Raw genomic sequence first — 20305 nt, forward strand, 5'->3', positions numbered from 1 at the left:
AGCAAGCCGTAGGAGCAGTGAAGGCTCAGTGTCCCATTCTCCGCAGCCTGTCATCTCTACCGTCCTCGGCCAGTCCGCACGCGTTCTCCAGACCTACGAAGTCGACCCGGGACTCATCCCTGAGCACGCGAACGGCGAACGCCGTATTACCCAGGGCGGGTACGGGGACCGACAGCTCTTCGAACTGGTACAGAACGCGGCCGACGAGATCGCCACCCACCCGGGAGGAACCGTCCAGGTCGTCCTCACCGACACGCACCTCTACTGCGCCAACGAAGGCGACCCGGTGACCCCGGAAGGCGCCGAGACCATTCTTCGTATGAGCATGTCACGTAAGCGTGGTGGTCAGATCGGACGTTTCGGTGTGGGGGTGAAATCCGTCTTGGTCGTGACCGACACCCCGCAATTCTTCAGCAGCTCCGGATCGTTCGGGTTCGACCGGGAATGGGCGTTCGACAAGATCCAGGGCGTTCCCGGGGTGCGGGAGCGCCTGGGGGAGCACTTCGAGGCGCCGGTGCTGCGCATGGCTCGCCCCCTGGACGAAGGCACGGAGCGCGCACAGGACCCCGTCCTCGACGAACTGCTGGGTTGGGCGACGACCGTCGTCCGCCTGCCGCTGCTCGACGGCGCCGCCGGCAGGCTGGCGGTGGACATGCACGGAGGGCGGACGTCCGCCGGGCCTGCGCGCGAGGAGTTCCCCCTCGGCTTCCAGCTCCTTTCCCCCCATGTGGCGAAAGTCGTCCTCGAAGACCGCCGCCCCACCCCGCCCCTACACCGTGTGCTGACCACCGAGCAGTCCGGGGACCTGCACACCGTGGTCGAGAAGCGGACGGGGCGATCCGCCGTCGGCCTGAGCGCTCGTTGGCGGGTCTTCTCCACCACCCACGAGCCCGGCCCGGCCGCCCGCTCGGACGCGGGGGAACTGCACGACCGGCTCGCCCTCGATCTCGCCTGGGCCGTGCCGGAACTCGTGAAGGACGCGAAGAGCGGCCTCTTCGTGAGCCTGCAGTCGCGCGGGCGGGGTCGGTTCTGGTCCTTCTTCCCGACCAAGTACGAGATGTCCCTGAGCGGCATCCTCAACGGGGCCTGGAAGACCAACGAGGACCGGCAGAACCTCCTCGACTCCTCGGCGTTCAACGAGGAGATGATCAGGGTCTCCGCGGGCCTGGTGGTTGACTCCCTTTCCCGTCTCTCCCCTGCCGAAGACCCTGCCGCGTACCTGCCGCTGCTGCCGGGCCGTGTGAAGGAGGCGATCAGCTGGGCCGACGAGTTCCTCACCCGGGAGATCTGGGACCGCGCGGCGATCCGTCCATCGTTGCCCGACCAGGAGGGCACCCTGCGCGCACCGGCCGAACTGCGTGTTCCTCCACGTCTCGACAAGGATCTCGAGAAGGAGCGGAGCGCCGGCTGGCTGCGGACCTGGCACGAGGCTCCCGGTCGACCGTCGAACTGGCTGCATCCGAAGGCCGAGGCCGACGTCCTACGCACCGGCAAGGTGGAGCACATCCTCACAGCCGCCGGCCGGCAGCGTGCAGACGTACGCGAGTGGTTGGAGGCACTGGTCGAGTGCGGCACCGCAGAGGCCTCCGCGACGGCGATCCGCATTCTCGCCGACATGGTCAACGCCAGGTCTCCTCACGCCGCAGAGGCACGCAGGGCGGAGATCGTGCTCACCGAGGAGCACGGTCTTGTCGCCCCGGTGCCGGGCCAGGTGTTCCGTCGCTCCGCCGAGGACGGACTGCGCGAGTCCCTGAAGTACGTGGTGGGTGACATCGCACAAGACCCCGATCTCGCTACCGCGCTCAACGTCCTCGGAATCCGGGAGGCGGACGCCGAGGGCAGGTTCATCAGCGTTCTCGACCAGGGGTTCGCAGAATACGGCGACGCCGAGTGGCAGCGTTTCTGGGACCTGTTCCGCCGGGCCGGAGGGCGTCGCCTGACCCACACGGTGCTCAGGCACGTGCCGGACGCGCGCGAGACACTGCGGGTTCGGACCGCGGCAGGCAGCTTCCGCCCCGTGCGTGACTGCATGTTGCCCGGCGTCGTGGTCGACGCCCGGCGCGAGCCCACCATCGCCGTCGACACCGCCTTCCACTCCGACGACCTCGCCTTCTTCCGCGACCTCGGTCTGCGGGAGCGCCCCTCGCTCTCGACACGCCCGGAAGGGGAGGACTGGTACGAGCACGATTATCGGGAGGCCGTCCACACGGCCTATCTGCGCACCCTGGCGCCCGGCACACCCCGCCCCACGATCAACCGGCTGAAGACCGAGGGCTCACCCATCGGCGGCCCGCTCCACTTCTTCCGGGAGCTGTCGGAGGAATCGCGTGCCGCCTTCCTCAAGGCACTCCCGGACGAGGCCGTGGTGGACAACTGGACGCGACAGATCGGCGCGCAGACGAATACGCGCCGAACCGTGGTGTCGCCGATCCGGTGGATGCTGCGGACCCATGGAACCGTCTCCACCTCCAAGGGGATCAGGCCGTTGAGGGACGCGGTCGGGCCTCAGCTCTCCGCCTACCGAGATCTGCTGCCGGTGGCCGACATCTCTCCGGAGAAGGCCCGCAAGCTGCGCGTGCCCACCGAGATCGGTGACGTTCCGGAGAAGCACTGGGAGACACTGCTCGCCGAGTTGGCCAGAAGCGACGACGACGCCTTCGTCGGCAACACCTACGTGATGCTGACCCGCTTCGAGGCGGCGTTCCCCGAGGACTCGCTGACCCGGTGCCGCATCGGAGACGACTGGGGGTCCCTTCCGGACGAGGAGATCGCCGTCGCGGTCGGCGCGGTCGAGTACCGGGCGTTGCGCGCGGAGCAGCTTCCCGCCCTTCTCGTGGCCACTTCGGAGGACGCCGAGCTGATGGTCGAGAAGTGGCAGATGAAGCGCTATGCCGAGGCCATCACCAAGGAAACCCGTGAGGTTCCGGACGGCGATCCGGTACCGCTCGTGGAGCTGTACCCACCCCTGCGTCAGCGGCTGAACAGCGGCAACCGAACAACCATGGTGCAGCGCTGCGGTGAACTAGAGGAAGTGACCAGAACCGACCGCGGCACGAAGGCACGCCCCCTGGCCGCAGTGCGCCAGGGCGGCACAATCAAGGTCCGCACGCCGATGGAAGCCGGGCCGATGCTTCGCCTGATCGATCGCGAGCTGGGCCTTGGCCTCGGCGCCGACGGATGCCGGGTGGTGCTCGAGCACCAGGAGCGCATGGCACGGGACAGCGATCTGGAGGCCGCCCGGAAGGCAGTCCGCGACGCCGGCGACGTCGTCGCCAAGATCGAGTTGCTGATCGGAGCGGAGGCGCTGAGGGTCGGTCTGCCCGACGGACTGATGGACGCCGAACTGCACGAGACCGGCGGGGACATGCCCTCCGGTCACCGCATCGCACAGATGGCCTTCAACGCGCACGGCGACGGTGTGTTGCAGCACCATGCGCGCAACATCCAGTCCAGGTTCCCGAACGCACCCCTCTCGTACGGAGGCTCGTCGGCGGCCATCGCCTTCGTCTCGGAGTTGGGACTGCCGATGACCTTCGCTGGCTCCCGCACTCCCGCGCCCCCAGCCTTCGAGACCGTCGAGGGCCCCCGGGACTTCCCCCGGCTGCACGACTACCAGGAGGACCTGGTCCGCAATATCACCACCCTGCTCGATCGTCTGGTGCCGCAACGCGCCATGCTGTCGCTGCCGACCGGCGCGGGGAAGACACGCGTCACCGCCGAGGCGGTGATCCGCTGGGTGAAGCGCGTCGGCGACCTGGGCGGCCCTCTGCTGTGGATCGCCCAGACCGAAGAGCTGTGTGAGCAGGCGGTGCAGAGCTGGAAGTTCGTGTGGAGCAAAGTGGGCGCCGAACGGCCCCTGACCATCAGCCGCCTGTGGAGCACCCACGAGGTGGGCAATGTCGTCGACCATCCCCATCTGGTCGTCGCCACTGACGCCAAGCTGGAACGGTGCCTCGATGCCGACTCGTACGCATGGCTACGGCAAGCGGTACTGGTAGTCGTGGACGAGGCCCACACCGCGATCTCCAAGCGCTACACCGAGATCTTGGCCCGCCTCGGACTCACCCAGTACGAAACCGGGCGCCACCTGCTCGGTCTGACGGCCACGCCGTTCCGCAACACCAACGAGGACGAGACCCGTCGTCTGGTCGGACGCTTCGGCAACCGGCGGCTCGACGAGGGCGTCTTTCCGTCCGGCGATCCCTACCGTGACCTGCAGGAGTGGGGAATGCTCGCACAGGTGGAGCACCGCACCCTGGAGGGTGGGCAGATCGTCTTGGAGCCGGAGGAGAGGACCCGAGCACTCCGGATGGCCATGCTCTCCCGCGCCGCGGAACAGCGGCTCGCCGACGACCACGCACGGAGCCGCCGCATCATCGACGAGGTGGCCGGCCTGCCCGCGGAATGGCCGACGTTGCTGTTCGCCACGTCCGTGGATCACGCCAAGTACCTGGCGGCCATGTTCAACGACCGCGGAGTCCCGGCGGCGGCGGTGGATTCGACCACCAGCGCCCAGGACCGTCGCAGTCGCATCGAGGACTTCCGCGAGGGGCGTATCCGTGTCCTCACCAACTACGGTGTGCTGACCCAGGGATTCGACGCTCCGGCGACACGAGTCGTTGTGGTGGCGCGCCCGGTCTACAGCACCAATGTCTACCAACAGATGATCGGTCGCGGCCTGCGAGGGCCGAGGAACGGCGGCGAGCCCACCTGCCTGATCCTCAATGTCAGCGACAACATCGCCAATTTCGACACCCGGCTCGCCTTCACCCAGTTCGAGCACCTCTGGAGCCGGAAGTGACCGATGTCTACGTGGACAATCCGCCGCTGACCGACGAGCAACGGGCCGTGGTCGAACAAGCCTGGAACGCGCGCGTCCTCGTCACCGCGGGCGCCGGAGCGGGCAAGACCCACACGCTGGTGCGACGGCTCGACGCCCTGTGCGGACACGAGGACCCCGACGAAGCCTTGGAGGCCGCCGAGATCCTTGTCCTCACGTTCTCACGCGCGGCCGCCCGCGAGCTGCGCGAACGGATCTCGCGGTACGGCGAGCATGCCCGCCGAGTCCGGGCCCGCACCTTCGACGCGTGGGCCCTCGATGTGCTTCTCCAGACTCGTCCGGACGGCGAGTGGGGAACGGTGGGCTTCGGCGAGCGAATCGCCGCGGCCACTCGAGAGATCGAGAAAGGCGCCCTGGAGGTCGGCGACGTCGTTCCGCCGGCACATGTCGTGATCGACGAGGTGCAGGACCTGCTGGGTGGCCGCCGGGAGCTGGTGGAGGCGCTGCTCGACAGGCACCAGCACAGTTGCGGCTTCACCGTCGTCGGTGATGCCGCCCAGTGTGTCTACGGGTTTCAGATCCCTGACCGCGACGAGCGCACCGACGAGACCGGCCGGTTCTTCGACTGGCTGCGCGGCTCGTATCCGGACGATCTCGTGGAGCTGCGTCTCACCCGGAACTTCCGGGCCACCACCGAGGAGGCCCGCGTTGCGTTGGCCCACGGTGTTCGCCTCCAGCGGCTCACCGACCCGAACGAGGCGGCCACGCTCTACTCGGAGTTGCGCGATCTCCTCGTCGACCCCATGAACGCGATGCAGGGCCTCTCCGACGAGTACACCCTGCAAGGTCTGCGAGACCTCACCGACAGCTGCGCCGTACTCACGCGCGACAATCAGGAGGCCCTCGTGGTCTCCGGCCTGCTGCACGAGCACGGCGTCGAGCATCGGCTTCGACGCCCGCTCGAAGAGCGTCCGGTGCCGTACTGGGTGGCCGAGCTGCTGCGGAGTACGGAGGCGACTGCCCTCGACGAGCAGCGGTTCGCATCCCTGCTCACGCGGATCCCGCTGCCCTACGAGCCGAACGCCGCCGCCCTGTGGACCGTGTTGCGCCGAATCGCGCGCGGACCCGGCCGGGCTGTTCTCGACCTGACCCGGTTGCGTCGTGCGGTCGCCGACGGCCGGTTTCCGGACGAGGCCGCCGATCCGGAACCCGCGCGCATCGTCGTATCGACCGTGCACCGGGCCAAGGGGCTGGAGTTCGACCGGGTGATCGTCCTCACCCCGCCGACCGTCGGCGACCTGCGCATGAGGTACGGGAACGAGTTGGACCTGCCGGCCGAGGCCCGCGCGCTGTACGTGGCGATGACCCGAGCCCGCCAAGACCTCTATCACGTGCCCTCCCCGGAACTGCCCCTGTTCCGGCGGGCGGGCCCCCGGCACGACGGCCGTCGCTACCTCGGGTCTTGGCGGTCGTACGACAGGTACGGAATCGTCGCGGCATCCGGCGATGTCGACCGGGACCACCCGCCCAGCCATGAGACGCATGCCGTCGCCACTCAGGACTACGTACTCCGACGGATCCGTCCCGGCCAGAGCGTGGTGCTGCGCAGGCGCCACGAGCTGCCCACGGGCGAAACGCAGAGTCCGCCGTACGCCGTGCTGCATGAAGGGCGGGAGATCGGCGAGGCCTCGCAACGCTTTCGCGAGGACCTGTTTCGGGTGCAGAAGGTGAACCGGACATGGGACCCCTGGTGGCCCGACGAGATCCACGGCCTGCGGATCGACACCTTGGAGACGGTGACGGGCAGCGTCGCGGCCGGTGCCAACGCCGGCCTCGGCGACCGCGGGGTGTGGATCGCCCCGCGGATCACCGGCATCGGCATGTTTCGGCGAGCTGACGACGCAGAGGAGCAGGGCGCATGACGAACGTGGCAGGTCGGCACTCCGAGCACTACCGGGTGCGGGACGAGGAGCTTCTCGTCGGGCTGCGTAGGGAGCTCTTCGGCCCCACCGAGGCACTCGAGCCGGAGGACAGGGCCGAGGTTCTCGCTCAGGACGCGCCGATCGACCGGTATCTGACCGGCGTCCTGTACCCCCGTGCCTCTCGGGAGCGGAGGGCCCAGAACGCCGCCGAGCAGGACGGCCTCGACGCCGCGCCCGCTCTCGCCCGGGAGGACGCCGAAGAGGCCGGCGCGGCGCAGGACGTCGGGACCTCGGGCGACAAGCGCCCGTCCTCCATGGGACTGACCTTCGCGGTGGACCCGGCCGTGAGCGCCACGATCGTGATCTCGGCGCGCGCCGCGGTGTACGAGCCCACCGATGCCGACGGCGCCCCGCTCCCGCCCCGCCGCGCGGAGGCCCGCACCGTCACCGAGCAGCGGGAGCGGTGGCGGCGGCGGGAACTCCGGCTCCCCGAGCGGACCGTCGACGTGACCGCACCCGCCTCGGACGAGCCGAAGGACCTCGTTCCGAACCAGGTCGCCCTGCACGTCATCGTCCGCCGACCGGACCCGCTCACCGGCACGGTCACCGTCACGGCCACACTGATCAACAGGCAGCGAGTCGGCGAGCGCGACCTCCAGGACGCCTTCGCCCTGTTCCAGTGCGGTCTCACGGTCCGCGCCGCCGACGACTCCAGCGCCTTCGTCGAGCGCCCCGCCCCGGCCGCCGCGCACGACCCGGAGATCGCCACCAGCCGCCTCCTGCACCGCCATGCCCCGACCTTCGCCGTCGGCCACGGCTGTGCCGCCGCCTGGGACTGGACCCCGTCCCCGATCGGCGTGACCGAGACGGAGAAGGCCGCCGTCCCGGAAGTGCGCAGCGAGTTCCTGCCCAGTGTGGAGGTGCTGCTGACGGACTCCAACCCGGAGATCGACAGCTCGTCCCTGTCGATGCTCGGCCTGGCCGAGAAGTCCGACGCCGAGGTGCTGATCGCCCTGGAGGCGCTGGCCACGGGGTACGAGGACTGGATCGCCCGTAAGTCGGCTGAGGCCGAGGCCTTGACGGGCGGCCCACACGAGCAGCCCGCGCGCGACCAGGTGGACGCCTGTCGCGAGGCGCTCGGCCGGATCCGGGAGGGCATCGCTCTGCTGGGCGCCAAGCCCGACCTGATGCGGGCGTTCCGGCTCGCCAACCGCGCCATGGCCGACCAGCGCGCCCGCAGCGCCTGGGTCAAGAACGGGCGTGCCGGCAGCCCCGAGCCGTCCGCAGGACGCTGGCGCCCCTTCCAGATCGCCTTCGTGCTGCTCTGTGTCGCCGGAATCGACGATCGGGAGCACGACGATCGGAAGACCTCCGACCTGCTCTGGTTCCCGACCGGCGGCGGCAAGACGGAGGCATACCTCGGGCTCATCGCCCTCACGTCCTTCCTGCGTCGCATCCGCAAGGGCGCCGACGGCGGCGGGGTCACCGTCCTCATGCGCTACACCCTCCGGCTGCTCACGCTGCAGCAGTTCGAGCGTGCGGCGATCCTGCTGTGTGCCATGGAACAGATGCGGCGTCACACGCCCGAGCTAGGTGACGAGCCGTTCTCCGTCGGCATGTGGGTGGGGCGCTCGGCCACGCCCAACACCATGGCCGAGGCCGCCGCCCGGCTCGACGAACTCCGCTCCGACCTCGACAAGCGGCTCGCCACCGAGAACCCCGTCCAGTTGCACGCCTGTCCCTGGTGCGGGACCCGGCTGGACGCCAGGGACTACGAGGCCGACGAGAACGCCAAGCGGATGCACATCCGCTGTCCCGGCACGGACTGCGAGTTCGCCGGCGGTCTCCCCGTCCACCTGATCGACGAGGCGGTGTACGACGCGCGCCCGACGCTGGTGATCGCCACCGTCGATAAGTTCGCCTCGATGCCCTGGCGTCCGGCGACCTCGGCGCTCTTCAACCTGGACGATCCCGAGGACGGGACCCCTCCCCCGGAGCTGATCGTCCAGGACGAGCTCCATCTGATCTCCGGCCCCCTGGGTACTCTCACGGGGCTGTACGAGACCGCCGTGGACGCGCTGGCCGATCGGCCCAAGGTGATCGCCTCCACGGCGACCATCCGTCGCGCGGCCGATCAGGGCCGTCACCTCTTCGCGCGCGAGGTGCGACAGTTCCCGCCCGCCGGCCTGGACAGCCGTGACTCCTGGTTCGCCGTGGAGACCCCGCGCGAGGAGAAGGCGAGCCGGCGCTACGTCGGGCTCCTGGCTCCCGGCACCAGCCAGTCCACGCTGTTGATCCGCACGTACGCCACGTTGCTGCACTGGGCCATGCACGCGGACACCGACGACAAGGTGCGCGACGCGTACTGGAGCCTCGTCGGCTACTTCAACAGCCTGCGGCTGCTCTCCGCGGCCGAACTGCAGGTGCACGACGACGTGGTGGTGTACCTGGAGCTGCTCGCCGAGCGCGAGGGGGTGGCACTTCGCTCCGTCGCCAACTACTCGGAGCTGACGAGTCGGATCGACGCCAGCGAGATCCCCACGCGCCTCAAGGGCATCGAGAAGAGGCTCCCCGACGACGACACGGTGGACGTCCTGCTCGCCACCAACATGATCGCCGTGGGTGTGGACGTGGACCGGCTCGGACTGATGGCCGTCATGGGCCAGCCCCAGACGACCGCCGAGTACATCCAGGCGACGAGCCGCGTCGGCCGCGGCCACCCCGGACTGGTCGCCGTCATGCTCAACGCGGCACGTGCCCGGGACCGCTCGCACTACGAGAACTTCCAGCACTACCACTCCGCCCTCTACCGCGAGGTGGAGTCCACCTCCGTCACGCCCTTCTCCTCCCGCGCCCGGGAACGAGGACTGCACGCCGTGATCGTCGCTCTCGCGCGCGTCCTGATCCCGGCCGCCCGCCCGAACGAGGGTGCCGGGCGGGTCGAAACCTACGAGCACGTCGTACGCGGCCGTATCAGGTCCCTACTCGTGGAACGCGTCCGCGCGGTCACCCCTGCGGAGACCGAGGCCGTGGAGCAAAGCTTCGACGAGTTCGTCACCTGGTGGTGCAAGGAAGCCGGTATCGACAATGGCCTCCTCTTCGAACCGATGCGGGGCAGCCGGGCCCCCTCGCTCCTGAAGTCGTACGACGACGAGACCGCGGACCGTGAGGCATGGTCCACCCTGTGGAGCCTGCGCGACGTCGACGCCGAGTCCGCCCTGTTCATGGAGGGAAGCCGATGACCCCGCCCCCCGCCCGTCGCCGCCGCAACGCAGGAAGCGGCAGCGCCCCGGCCCACAACTTCCCCCGCCGGGGCACGGTCCGCCGTGCACAGGTGATCACCACCTACGGCGTGGGATCGCTGATCGCCGTCGACCACGAGTCCTTCATCGTCTCCGGCCTGGACGAGGCCGACCGCAGCTGGAGCCCGGACGAGTCGAAAGTCGTCCATGAGCGGCGTCTGGCCCGTCTGCTCGACGTCGACCACTTCCGGTTGCCGCCGGCGTCCGAGGACACCAGCAAGGACGGTCTACGAGTGCGTCGCTTCCCCCTGATGCACTCGTGCCCCGAGTGCAACGAATTGCAGCCGCACCGCGACTTCTCCCCACCACGCGGTCGAAGCGTCTGCGGCACGTGCGAGGTGGACCTCGTCCCCTCCCGCTTCGTCGTCGCCTGCGAGGCCGGGCACCTCGACGAGTTCCCCTACTGGCAGTGGGTGCACCGCTCATCGGACAGGGATGCCGCGAGGGTCGGGAGGTGCGGGGGCAGGCTCAGGATGCGCACGACCGGACGCACGTCCTCGCTCCGCTCCATCATCGTCTCCTGCACCTGCGGTCAGGTGTCCGAGGTCTCGATGGAGGGCTCCTTCCGCAGGAACGTGCTCAGGGACCTGCGTCTCACCTGCCGCGGCACCCGTCCCTGGCTCGGCCTCTCGGCCACGGACCCGGAGAGGTGCGGAAACCCCCTGCGCACCCTGCAGCGCGGTTCCTCGTCGGTGTGGCAGCCGGTGCTGAAGTCGGCGCTCTCCATCCCGCCCTGGAGCAACGGGCGAGCGGACCCGCTCGCCAGCCACTGGGCGAAGCTCAGGAAGTACGAGGACCGCGCGAACGTGGCCATCTATCTCGACGCCGTCTTCGAGGGGGACGAGGGGGAGTGGCCCGTCTCTCTGGACGAGGTCATGTCGCTGCTCGCGGCGGAACGCGAGGAAGACCCCGACGGTGAGGCCGCCCAGACCTTCGACCACAGCTACCGCGCCCTTCGCAACAAGGAGTACGAGCGCCTGCGCTCCGGCAACGACGAGAGCGGACACTCCCGCGACGAACAGTTCGTCTGCGAGACCCCGCTGGGCGATCGGAGCGTGCTCGCGCCGCTCGGCGTCACCGGCCCGATGCTGGTCAAGAAGCTTCGCGAGGTACGGGCCCTGAAGGCCTTCACCCGCCTTGTCGACGCCGAGTCGACGACCGACGTGAAGGAGATGCCACTCTCCCAGGCCTCCCTGCGCTGGTTGCCCGCCATGGAGGTGAAGGGCGAGGGAGTCTTCCTGCGGCTGGACGAGACCAGGCTGGACGCCTGGGAGAAGGCGACGGCGGTGGCGGCCCGCGTCGAGCGCATGCGGACCGCTCACCAGCGGGTGCTGGAGCAGCGGGCCGACGACCCGAGCCGCGCCGTACCGTCCCCGGCGACGCCTCGGATGGTGCTGTTGCACACGCTGGCCCACGTGCTGATCAATGAGTGGAGTCTGGAAGCCGGCTACCCGTCCGCCTCCCTGCGCGAGCGCCTGTACGCCGCGGACGACATGGCCGGGGTGCTCATCTACACGGCGACGAGCGACTCGGCGGGCAGTCTGGGTGGTCTCGTCGCCCAGGGCGAACCGGAAGTCCTCGACCGGTCAGTGCGTTCGGCGATACGCCGGGCCGAGTGGTGCTCCTCCGATCCCCTCTGCATGGAGGCCGATGCGGCCGGCTCCCCCGGGACGAATCTCGCCGCCTGCCACGCCTGCGTCATGCTCCCGGAGACGAGCTGCGAGCACAACAACATCCTGCTGGACCGTGCACTCCTGGTGGGTACACCTGAGGAACCCGCGCTGAGCTTCTTCACCCCCGGCCTCGGAGGCTGACGTCCGGCGCACGGACGTCAAGCGGCCTCGGCCTCGAAGTACATCTGGGCCCGGTCCAAGACGTCCTCGGGGTCGTCCCCGCGGGCGGCGGTCCAGTGGAGCAGGTCGGCGATCAGCTCGACCACCGACTCTTCGAGGGCCGCCGCAGCCGCGCGGCTCCGGACGGCCAGGGCCCGGAGATCTGTTGCCTGATAGCTCTCCAGCGCCTTGACCGCCCGCTCGATCCGTCGGCACGTGCGCTCGGGTCCGGTGGGGATCTCGCACCACACTGCCTTGCCCGCCGCGGTCAGGACCGATCCCCAGTCGACGGCGAGCGCGGCCAGCAGATGCAGTCCGCGACCGCACTCCTCGTCGCAGCCGGCGTCCCTGACGGAAGGCAGCGCGCGGCTCGTGTCGTGGACTTCGAGCCGGAGCCGCTCGCCGGTCCACTCGAGGATGAGGGTGGAGGGGACTCCTTCGCCGACGTGCTTGATGACGTTCGTCGCCAGTTCCGTGACGAGCAGTTCCGCCTCGTCGACGACCCTCGGCATCCCCCATCGGTTCAGCTGTCCGGCGGTGGCCCTGCGAAGCAGTCGTACCTCCGCCGGTGCCGCCTCGAAGGGCAGCACGCAGCGGAAGCGGGGTTCAGCGCCTGAGCAGTCGGACATGGCAACTCCTCCCTCCCGGCCACGCAGCCTCATGCACACCGTGTCGTCACGAGTGCGCTGCGTAGCCGCCTGGCAGCGAGCATGGCATAGAGAAGTCTCGCCGTGTAACTTCTCACGGAATCTCGATCGAGTGATTCCGCGCCCGGGAGCCCCACGCCCTGCCTACCCTGATGCGGATCTCCGGGCGCCGGTGTCCGGCCTGCGCAAGAGGACGCAAGAGGAGTCGGATGTCCGAGCGGACCACCACCCGTCGTCGCCAGCTCGGGGCGATGATGCGTAAGTTGCGTGCCCGTAAGGGCTTGACCCTCGAGGACGCCGGGCGGCTGGTCGGCGTTTCCAAGGCGACGGTGAGCCGGTACGAGACGCAGGCGGGGCCGGTCAAGTGGATCGTCGTGGATGCCTTGTGCCGGGAGTACGACGCAACCGAGGCCGAACGGGAGGCGGTGGTCGGCCTCGCCAAGGGGGCCAAGGAGCAGGGGTGGTGGAGTTCCTTCGCCGACACCGTTCCCGAGAGCATGAACCTGTTGCTCACGCTCGAAGACGAGGCCGTGCGCGAGAATCACTTCTCCTGCGTCTACGTTCCGGGGCTCCTGCAGACGCGCGCCTACAGCACGGCATTGCAGCAAGCCAACGAAGTCCCCCTCCAGGCTGCTGAAATCGAGCGCCTGGTGGACATCCGCATGAAGCGGCAGGAGATCCTCACCCGGCCCCAGCCTCTGCACCTGTGGGCCATCCTGGACGAGTCCGTCATCCGCCGGGTCGTGGGGTCACGGCAGGCGATGCGTGAGCAGCTCGGCCGGCTGCTCGAAGCCGGCGAGTCCTCGCACATCACCCTCCAGGTGCTCCCCTTCGCCAAGGGCGCCCATGCCGCGGCCCTCGGGAGCTTCGTCATCATCGGCGGCACCGAACCGGCGCTGGACGTCGTCTACGTCGACTTCCACACCGGGTCGCTCTTCCTGGAGAAGGAGCAGGAACTGGAGCGATACAGACTTGCGTTCGAGTACCTGCGTGCACAAGCGTTGGACATGGAAGCCACCAGCGCCATGATCCACCGTGCCTTCAAGGAGTTGTGAGTGTCCCCCGACGCGAAGACCGCCGACCGGCAGCCGGTCTGGTTCAAGTCGTCCTACAGCGGCGGGAACACCACCGAATGCGTCGAGTGCGCACATGCTCCGCAGACCACGTACGTACGGGACTCGAAGAGCGCGCAGGGTCCTGTCCTGTCACTGGAGAGCGCTTCGTGGGGCCGCTTCGTCGCTGCTCTCTGTCGGGGAGACGTCTAGATCCGATGTTCGGACCGACGTGGTGTCCTCACGCGGCAGGGCAGGGGCGGCTCGAGCTGCGGTGAAGGAGCGAACTCCAGCCGAGTCCGCGACGATAGGCAACCTGTAGGAGACTCTCAGTAGGGCACAGGAGGCCGAGGAGTGGATGACCGTGAGCGCACAGTACGCGGAGACCGGCGTCCCCGCTCCGCTTCCCTTGAGGACCATCGGTGACATAAGCGCCGCTCTGCTCGCCGGCCACGGGTTCCCCGGTGACCAGGAGGCCTTCGAGACCGACCTCCAGCGGGCGCTGGAGGCGTCCTCGGAGACCGACCTCACGGCCGTGGCCGCGGTGATCGTGGACTACCGGGGGCGGATCCGTCCTTACCAGGATCCCGACTACGACATCGCCGTCCGAGAGCTTGTGGCGGGAGCTTGAGCTCGTGCACCGGCTCGGCGTATTCCTGGGCCCGCGCCGCGACGACGGTGTTAGAGGTGCGGAAGACACGGATCGAGGCCGCTGGGGAGGTTCTGGGGATCGCCGTGGCATACGTGTACGCACCTGCTCCTCCGCCGACGGTCGCCATCACGTCGCTCACCCCTGACGACCGAGCTCTGCGGTAGCTCCGGTCTCTCCACCTCGGCGCCGCCAGTCGGCAGCAAGCTCAGTTCTCAGGCCTGCACAGGCGCCGCCGCCTGCTGCTCCGCCTTCGCGACGGGCAGCAGCACCACCGTCAGGACCAGCCCCGCCCCCGCGAAGCACGCGTCCGCGAGGAACGCGGCGTGGAAGACCTCCGTGCGGGCCTCCGTCACCCGGGACGGCACCCCGTCGGCCCAGGCCGTCAGTTCCGGTACGCGGCGGAAGGCGCAGGTCGCCGCCACCGCGAGGCCGAGCGCGCCGCCGACCTCCTGGGCGGTGTTGATCAGGCCGGCCGAGAGGCCCGACTCGTCCTCCTGGGTGCCGGTGAACGCCGCCACCTGGACCGGCACGAAGGACAGGCCGAGACCGAGGCCGGAGAGGAGGAAGGCGGGCAGCAGACCTGCCGCGTACGAGGCGTCGGAGGGGGCCCGCGAGAGGAGGAGCATGCCGGCCGCGGTCAGCGTCAGACCGGTCAGCAGCACCGGCTTGGCGGCGACCTTGGCCACCAGCTGCGAGGCGACGCCCGCGCCGACGGCGACGATCACCGCGAGCGGCACGTACGCCAGGCCGGTGCGCAGCGCCGACCAGCCGAGGACCTGCTGCATGAACAGGCTCGCGAAGAAAAACAGGGTCACGCAGTGCCGAGGAGGAGGAGCGCGACGACGTTGGCCGCGCACAGCGGCTTGCGGCTGAAGACGCCCAGCGGGATCAGCGGGGCCTCGGCGCGGCGTTCGACGAGGACGAAGGCGGTCAGCAGGAGTGCCGCGAGGGCGAAGCCGCCGTAGACGCGGGCCGCCGGCACGTCGGTGTCGCTCACGGTCTGGCCGAGGCTGAAGATCAGCAGGACGAGGCCCGCGGTCAGCGTCACCGCGCCGGCCACGTCGAACGAGGAGCCGCGCTCGGCGGCGCGGCTCTCGGCGACGACCTTCGGGGCGAGGGCGGCGCGCGCCAGGCCGATCGGTACGTTGACGAAGAAGATCCAGCGCCAGCCCGGACCGTCGGTGAGCAGGCCCCCGAGGGTCACCCCGGCCACCGCGGCGATGCCGCTGAGCGCGCCCCAGGCGCCGAGGGCCTTGTTGCGCTCGGCGCCCTCCGCGAACTCGGCGGCGAGCAGCGAGAGCGCGGCGGTCGTGATGAACGCGGCGCCGAGGCCCTGGGCGCCGCGGGCCACGGTCAGCGTGACGGCGCTCTGGCCGAGGCCCGCGCCCAGCGAGGCGAGGGCGAAGAGGACCAGGCCCGTCTGCAGCATCCGGCGGCGGCCGAACGCGTCCGCCAGCCGGCCGGTCAGCAGCAGGCAGCCGCCGAGCAGCATGCCGTAGGTCGTCACGATGTACTGCAAGGACGGCTGGGAGATGTCCAGTTCCCTCTCGATCGTCGACAGCGCCACATTGACGATCGTCACGTCGAGGAAGGTCATGAAGCCGGCCAGGCACAGGAAGGCGAGGATGAGGCCGGGGCGTCTCGGCGGGGCCGACGTCTGTCCTTCGGCGGTGCGGGGCAGGGGGTGTTGGGGCGGGAGGTCGTTCCCGATGGAGTTCATTCTCGGAAGCTGGCAGCGTGAATATAGTAGGTACCTAGAGGAAAGTGGCTTACTGGAGACGCCCCGCCGCGCGGGTGTCGTAAGCGGATCAAGGGGGCAGGTTCATGTCCGTCGATCTCGCCGGGTTCCTCGGTGTCGTGCTGCTCGCCTATCTCGTCCCCGGTCCCGACTTCCTCGTCGTCGTGCGGGCCGCTGCCCAGCGGGCGAGCGTGGGACGGGCGGCGGCGGTCGGGGCGCAGGCCGGGTTGTGTGTGCACATGTGCGCCGCGGCCATGGGGCTTTCGGTCATCGCGGCGCGGTCGGCGGTGGCCTTCAGCGTCATCAAGCTCGCGGGGGCCGCGTATCTCGTCTACCTCGGGGTGCGGGCGCTGCGGGATGCCCGAAGGAAGGGCGGGGCGACCGGGGCCGGGGGGAAGCGGGAGCGGGAGGCGGTCGGGTGCCGGGGCGGGTTCACGCAGGGGCTGCTCACCAACGTGCTCAATCCCAAGGCCGCGTTGTTCTTCCTCAGCGTCCTGCCCCAGTTCGTGGACCGGGACGGCGGCGGCTCCGTGACCGGGCAGGTCTTCCTGCTCGGCGCGATCGACGTCGCGATCGGCCTCGTCTACTGGCTGGCCCTCGTGCAGGTCGCCGCCCGGCTGCGCGCGGTGTTCGGGCGCCCTGGGTGGCGTCGGCGGTGGGAGCGGGTCGGCGGATGGCTGTTCATCGCGCTCGGCGTGGGGGTGGCCGCGACGGAGTAGGCGCTCGCCGGGGAGGCAGGCGGTAGCGTCAGGCCACGCGAAGCTGGCTAGTCACCCGGCCCGGCTGAGTCCGGCTGAGTCCGGCCAAGTCACGACCGCGATGCCTTCCCGCAGCCGTTCTCGGGGTTCCCGCCCTGCGCCACCGGGCCGTGGCGGTCGTAGGGGTCGGACTCCGGAGCGGTCGGGTCGATGCGGGGGTCCTTGCCGGAGGGCGGAGTGAGGTAGCCGGTGGGCTTGCCGCAACCGCCGTTCGTCGCGTCGTACTTGAAGGAGACGACCGAGAACGTGCCCGGCCTGGTGGTCACCTTGGCCGGGTCGTCCCAGCTCAGGACCAGCTCGCGCCGGACGATGGTGCGGACGATCTCGTCGTCGAAGCGCGCGTTCGCCGGCGTGACCGGGTAGACGTACGTGACGTCGGCCGTCACCTCCAACGCGCCGCGCTTGCCCTCCTGGTAGGTGATACGCCCGCGGGTCTTCACGACGTCGCCGACGAGGTGGGTGCGGGAGGGCTCGAAGCGGCTGAAGAGGAACAGCGGGTTGCTGTCCTCGCCCGGGGTGCGGAACCCGGACTTCAGGAGGGCCTGGACGTCCTTCTGGTACGGGCTGATCAGCGCGATCGCCTTCTCGGGCCGCTCACCCCGCAGCACCGCCGGGTCGAGGCTGGACGCCACCAGGAAGTCGCGGGTGCGGGCCAGGGCGCGTTCGACCTCGGCCGCGTTCATCCAGCCGACCGCCTCGGCCTTCTCCGGCACCGTGGTGATCCCCGCCGCACCGTCCGCCCAGCGGGCCGCCGGTGAGCCCCGGAACGGCTGGGCCAGGGTGGGGCGTTGGGCGGCCTCCGTCGGCGGCGCCTCGGTCGGGCGGGCCGTCTCCGCGGCCAGCGGCGGGGCGTCGGTGTCGTCGCCGGTGAACAGGTCGATGATCCGCGACGGGGCCAGCGCCACGGCCAGCAGCGCCAGCGCGGCCAGGAATCCGACCACGTACCAGCCGGTGCGGCGCCGAGGCCGGGCCGGCGGGTGAGCGCGCCAGGGCTCCGGGCCGCGGTCGGGCTGCGTGCGCAGCCGGTGCGCCACGTCGCGGGCCCGCGCGGAGGGTTCCTTCGGCGCGTCGGATACGCCCTCCACCGACTCGCGGAGGAACCGCTCCCACTCCTCGTCGGACCTGGACGAGCCGTTCGGCTCCGTACCCGCACTCATTCCCGACCCCCTGGTCCCCGCCCCGTGGCCCGCCCGCTCCCCAGCGGTGGCTCACAGCATCATGACACGCCCCCTGTGGCGGCCGAGGAGAGGGAGTCGGCGACCGAACCGAGCAGCCGCCGCACGCCCACCGCGTGGCCGCCGGATGTGATGACCAGCAGGCGGTACGCGCGGCCCGCGAGGCCCGGGAAGACCGCCCGGGTCTCCGCGCGCAGCCGGGTGCGGGCCGTGTCGACGGGGTCCAGGGCGAAGGTCAGCGTGTAGCTGGAGAACCGGTGCCGGCCCGTCAGCTCCAGGAGCCGGCCGGGGACGGCCGCCGTCACGCGGAAGCCGGGCAGCGTCGAGCCCTCGGCGGGCGGCCAGGGGCCGGTGACCGCGCCGGGGTCGGCCCCGACCGCACGCGCGTAACGCGCGGCGGCGGGGCGGGAGAAGGCACGGGCGACGACGCGTGCCGTCGCCTGCCACACCGCCTCGGGCTCGGCGGCGACGACGGTGGCGTGCTCGTCGACGCGGGGCAAGGGGCCGCCGGACTCCGTCACCGCTTGCGGCCCACTCCGCAGTACGCGTCCACGTCCACCGCGCTCGCCGCGGCCGCGTCCGGGCGCCAGGACGGGACCTGCACGACGCCGGGGTCGACCAGGTCGAGGCCCTCGAAGAACGCGGCGACCTCCTCGACCTCGCGCACGTGGTACGGCGTCGCCCCGCCGGCGTTGTACGCGTCGGACGCGGCGATCATGCCCTCGCTCGTCGCCGTGCTGTCGCCGATCACCAGGAACGAGCCCGACGGCAGGCCCGCCATCAGGCGGCGCACCAGGTCGCGGCGGTCCGGCCCTCGGGGGTGCTGGTGAGCAGCGCGCCGGCGTGGGCCAGGACGACCGGGTCGTTGTCGACGTAGACGATCCGGGCGCCGGGCGCGGCACGCTGGGCCACCTCGTGGGTGTTGTCGGCGGTGGGCAGACCGGTGCCGACGTCGAGGAACTGGCGGATGCCCTCCTCGTAGTGGTCCTTGCCGCCGACGAAGTAGTTCCAGAAGCGGGCCGAGTGCGGCGTGGTGGTGTCGATACGGGCCCGTGTCTCCTCGCCGGCGGCGAGCTGGGAGCTGGAGTCGGACACGGCGGGTCTCCTACCGGTCGGAGCACGTGGGCGATCAAGCACCAACCTAGCGCCGACCGCGCCAATTCATGTGCCGACGACGGTGTTTGGGGTGTCAGACCGGCGCGATCTCCAGCGTGGCCGGGCCCGTCTGGGAGGTGATGCCGGTGGTGAGGCAGGCCGTGAGGTCGAGGGCGGGGACCACGACGACCTCGGTCGCGAGCCGGCCGCTGTCCAGACCGGCGCTCACCGTGCCGGTCTTGGTGACGACGAAGGTGCCGCCGGCCGCGGTCTCCACCGCGTCGACCGTGTAGGTGACGGTGCTGGTCTGCCCGGTGTTCCAGGTGTACTTGACCGTCTGCGGATCGAAGGGCGGTCGCCCCGACAGGAGGCAGCCGCCGACCTCCTGGTTGCTGACACGGCGGCTGGTGCCGCTGCTGATGCCGCTCAGCAGGCTCGTGCAGGTGAAGTGCTCGTCGGTGGTGATGGTGGTCGGCCGGGGGGTGTTGGTCTTCGCGGGCGCGTACGAGGTGGTCTGGCTCCCCACCAGGCAGTCGATGTCGACGGGACCGCCGGTGGCCCCGGCTTCCGACGCGCCGGCGAACAGCCCGCCGCACGCGAGCGCGAGGACTCCGCCCACCGCGCCCTGCTTCAGGGCCCACCGCCGCGTCCGAGATCGGTTGGCGTCCATGGCCACTCCTTGGGGGATCGTCCGGGTGCACAGCGACAGTCCGGAACGTAGGCCCGCGTGACGCCTTCCGTGCAGGGCCTACGCGGCCCCGGCCCTGGCGCGTGGTGCACACCCGGTGCGCGCGGCCCGCACCGACGGGCACGCCCACACCCCCGGCCGGCGGACTACCCCCGCTGCCGCGACCGCCGCGCGGTGACGCCCGGCGTCGCCGGCGGAGTGCTCAAGTGGCCCTCGGCCAGGGCGGTGAGGGCCGCCAGGACCTGCTCGCGGGCGGCCTCCGGGAGCGACCCGAGGGCGCGTTCGTGGACGCCGTCCACGATGCGCTGGCTCTGTGCCGCGACCCGCGCTCCCTCCTCCGTGACGGCGATGACCCGGGCCCGGCGGTCCGTGCCGGACGGGCGGCGCTCGGCGAGGCCGGCCTGCTCCAGGGCGTCGACGGTGACCACCATCGTCGTCTTGTCCATGTCCCCCAGCTCCGCGAGCTGCGCCTGCGTGCGCTCCTCCTCCAGGGCATGGACCAGCACGCAGTGCATGCGGGCGGTGAGCCCGATCTCGGCCAGGGCCGTCGCCATCCGGGCCCGCAGGACGTGACCGGTGTGGTCCAGCAGGTAGGAGAGGTCGGGCTGGGTGCGGAGCGGGAGGGGGGACATCGCGGTCATGGGGCCAGGGTACGGCACACGCG

At 70.5% G+C, this 20305-nt stretch carries 15 protein-coding genes and 1 pseudogene; 8 read left to right on the plus strand and 8 right to left on the minus strand.

From position 1 onward, the window contains the following. The first annotated feature begins 28 nt into the window (after positions 1-28). From ACGFZL_RS20465 to drmB, 4 genes are read left to right on the plus strand one after another with little or no spacing between them, the layout of a single operon-like run. Complete coding sequence (locus ACGFZL_RS20465; RefSeq protein WP_393693759.1) at positions 29-4801, plus strand: sacsin N-terminal ATP-binding-like domain-containing protein; 4773 nt, start codon at positions 29-31, stop codon at positions 4799-4801. Next, positions 4798-6702, plus strand: coding sequence for a UvrD-helicase domain-containing protein (locus tag ACGFZL_RS20470; protein ID WP_393693500.1), 1905 nt, complete (start codon positions 4798-4800; stop codon positions 6700-6702). Before ACGFZL_RS20465 ends, ACGFZL_RS20470 begins: the two co-directional genes overlap by 4 nt. Then, on the plus strand, positions 6699-9944 hold the full coding sequence (locus tag ACGFZL_RS20475) for a helicase-related protein (protein WP_393693502.1): 3246 nt from the start codon (positions 6699-6701) through the stop codon (positions 9942-9944). Before ACGFZL_RS20470 ends, ACGFZL_RS20475 begins: the two co-directional genes overlap by 4 nt. Continuing rightward, positions 9941-11818 (plus strand): DrmB family protein, encoded by a 1878-nt coding sequence (drmB, locus tag ACGFZL_RS20480; protein WP_393693504.1) that lies wholly within the window; start codon positions 9941-9943, stop codon positions 11816-11818. The genes ACGFZL_RS20475 and drmB overlap by 4 nt, the downstream gene beginning before the upstream one ends. Before the next feature lie 17 nt (positions 11819-11835). Here drmB and ACGFZL_RS20485 read toward each other — a convergent pair whose 3' ends face one another. Beyond that, the gene (locus tag ACGFZL_RS20485; protein WP_393693506.1) at positions 11836-12465 is read right to left on the minus strand and encodes an ATP-binding protein; all 630 of its coding nucleotides are present in this window, start codon (positions 12463-12465) and stop codon (positions 11836-11838) included. Between the two features lie 227 nt (positions 12466-12692). On the opposite strand from ACGFZL_RS20485, the gene ACGFZL_RS20490 reads away from it, so the two are divergent. The 3 genes from ACGFZL_RS20490 to ACGFZL_RS20500 all read left to right on the plus strand — a co-directional run bounded on the left by ACGFZL_RS20490 (position 12693) and on the right by ACGFZL_RS20500 (position 14166). After that, positions 12693-13538, plus strand: a complete 846-nt coding sequence (locus tag ACGFZL_RS20490; protein WP_393693508.1) for a helix-turn-helix domain-containing protein — start codon at positions 12693-12695, stop codon at positions 13536-13538. After that, the gene (locus tag ACGFZL_RS20495; protein ID WP_393693510.1) at positions 13539-13748 is read left to right on the plus strand and encodes a DUF397 domain-containing protein; all 210 of its coding nucleotides are present in this window, start codon (positions 13539-13541) and stop codon (positions 13746-13748) included. A 151-nt stretch (positions 13749-13899) separates the two neighbouring features. Then, complete coding sequence (locus tag ACGFZL_RS20500) at positions 13900-14166, plus strand: hypothetical protein (RefSeq protein ID WP_393693512.1); 267 nt, start codon at positions 13900-13902, stop codon at positions 14164-14166. A gap of 233 nt (positions 14167-14399) precedes the next feature. Here the strand turns inward: ACGFZL_RS20500 and ACGFZL_RS20505 are convergent, their stop codons facing one another. Beyond that, positions 14400-15002: an MFS transporter gene (locus ACGFZL_RS20505; protein ID WP_393693514.1), complete on the minus strand. Its 603-nt coding sequence runs from the start codon at positions 15000-15002 to the stop codon at positions 14400-14402. After that, positions 14999-15907 carry an MFS transporter gene (locus ACGFZL_RS20510; protein ID WP_393693516.1) on the minus strand — a complete coding sequence of 303 codons (909 nt, stop codon included), beginning with the start codon at positions 15905-15907 and terminating at the stop codon, positions 14999-15001. The genes ACGFZL_RS20505 and ACGFZL_RS20510 overlap by 4 nt, the downstream gene beginning before the upstream one ends. Positions 15908-16011: 104 nt before the next feature. Between ACGFZL_RS20510 and ACGFZL_RS20515 the strand changes: the two genes are divergently transcribed. Beyond that, positions 16012-16644, plus strand: coding sequence for a LysE family translocator (locus tag ACGFZL_RS20515; RefSeq protein ID WP_393693518.1), 633 nt, complete (start codon positions 16012-16014; stop codon positions 16642-16644). 89 nt (positions 16645-16733) lie between these two features. Here ACGFZL_RS20515 and ACGFZL_RS20520 read toward each other — a convergent pair whose 3' ends face one another. The 5 genes and pseudogenes from ACGFZL_RS20520 to ACGFZL_RS20540 form a co-directional block, all read right to left on the minus strand. Next, positions 16734-17840 (minus strand): hypothetical protein, encoded by a 1107-nt coding sequence (locus ACGFZL_RS20520; RefSeq protein WP_393693520.1) that lies wholly within the window; start codon positions 17838-17840, stop codon positions 16734-16736. A 59-nt stretch (positions 17841-17899) separates the two neighbouring features. Continuing rightward, positions 17900-18358, minus strand: a complete 459-nt coding sequence (locus ACGFZL_RS20525; protein ID WP_393693522.1) for a hypothetical protein — start codon at positions 18356-18358, stop codon at positions 17900-17902. Positions 18359-18375: 17 nt separating this feature from the next. After that, positions 18376-18953: pseudogene (locus tag ACGFZL_RS20530) on the minus strand (SAM-dependent methyltransferase). A gap of 94 nt (positions 18954-19047) precedes the next feature. Continuing rightward, a complete protein-coding gene (locus ACGFZL_RS20535; protein ID WP_393693524.1) occupies positions 19048-19623 on the minus strand; it encodes a hypothetical protein in 576 nt (191 codons plus the stop codon). 164 nt (positions 19624-19787) lie between these two features. After that, positions 19788-20282 (minus strand): MarR family winged helix-turn-helix transcriptional regulator, encoded by a 495-nt coding sequence (locus tag ACGFZL_RS20540; RefSeq protein WP_393693526.1) that lies wholly within the window; start codon positions 20280-20282, stop codon positions 19788-19790. Positions 20283-20305 lie beyond the last annotated feature (23 nt).

The organism is Streptomyces sp. NPDC048182 (genome assembly GCF_043202555.1).
Classification (GTDB): Bacteria; Actinomycetota; Actinomycetes; order Streptomycetales; family Streptomycetaceae; genus Streptomyces.

Excerpts from the sequence above, each read along its gene's own strand:
- ACGFZL_RS20535 (WP_393693524.1), bottom strand. The coding sequence starts at position 19,623 with ATGGACGCCAACCGATCTCGGACGCGGCGGTGGGCCCTGAAGCAGGGC.
- ACGFZL_RS20520 (WP_393693520.1), bottom strand. The coding sequence starts at position 17,840 with ATGAGTGCGGGTACGGAGCCGAACGGCTCGTCCAGGTCCGACGAGGAG.
- ACGFZL_RS20490 (WP_393693508.1), top strand. The coding sequence starts at position 12,693 with ATGTCCGAGCGGACCACCACCCGTCGTCGCCAGCTCGGGGCGATGATG.
- ACGFZL_RS20485 (WP_393693506.1), bottom strand. The coding sequence starts at position 12,465 with ATGTCCGACTGCTCAGGCGCTGAACCCCGCTTCCGCTGCGTGCTGCCC.
- ACGFZL_RS20515 (WP_393693518.1), top strand. The coding sequence starts at position 16,012 with ATGTCCGTCGATCTCGCCGGGTTCCTCGGTGTCGTGCTGCTCGCCTAT.
- ACGFZL_RS20540 (WP_393693526.1), bottom strand. The coding sequence starts at position 20,282 with ATGACCGCGATGTCCCCCCTCCCGCTCCGCACCCAGCCCGACCTCTCC.
- drmB (WP_393693504.1), top strand. The coding sequence starts at position 9,941 with ATGACCCCGCCCCCCGCCCGTCGCCGCCGCAACGCAGGAAGCGGCAGC.
- ACGFZL_RS20475 (WP_393693502.1), top strand. The coding sequence starts at position 6,699 with ATGACGAACGTGGCAGGTCGGCACTCCGAGCACTACCGGGTGCGGGAC.
- ACGFZL_RS20510 (WP_393693516.1), bottom strand. The coding sequence starts at position 15,907 with ATGAACTCCATCGGGAACGACCTCCCGCCCCAACACCCCCTGCCCCGC.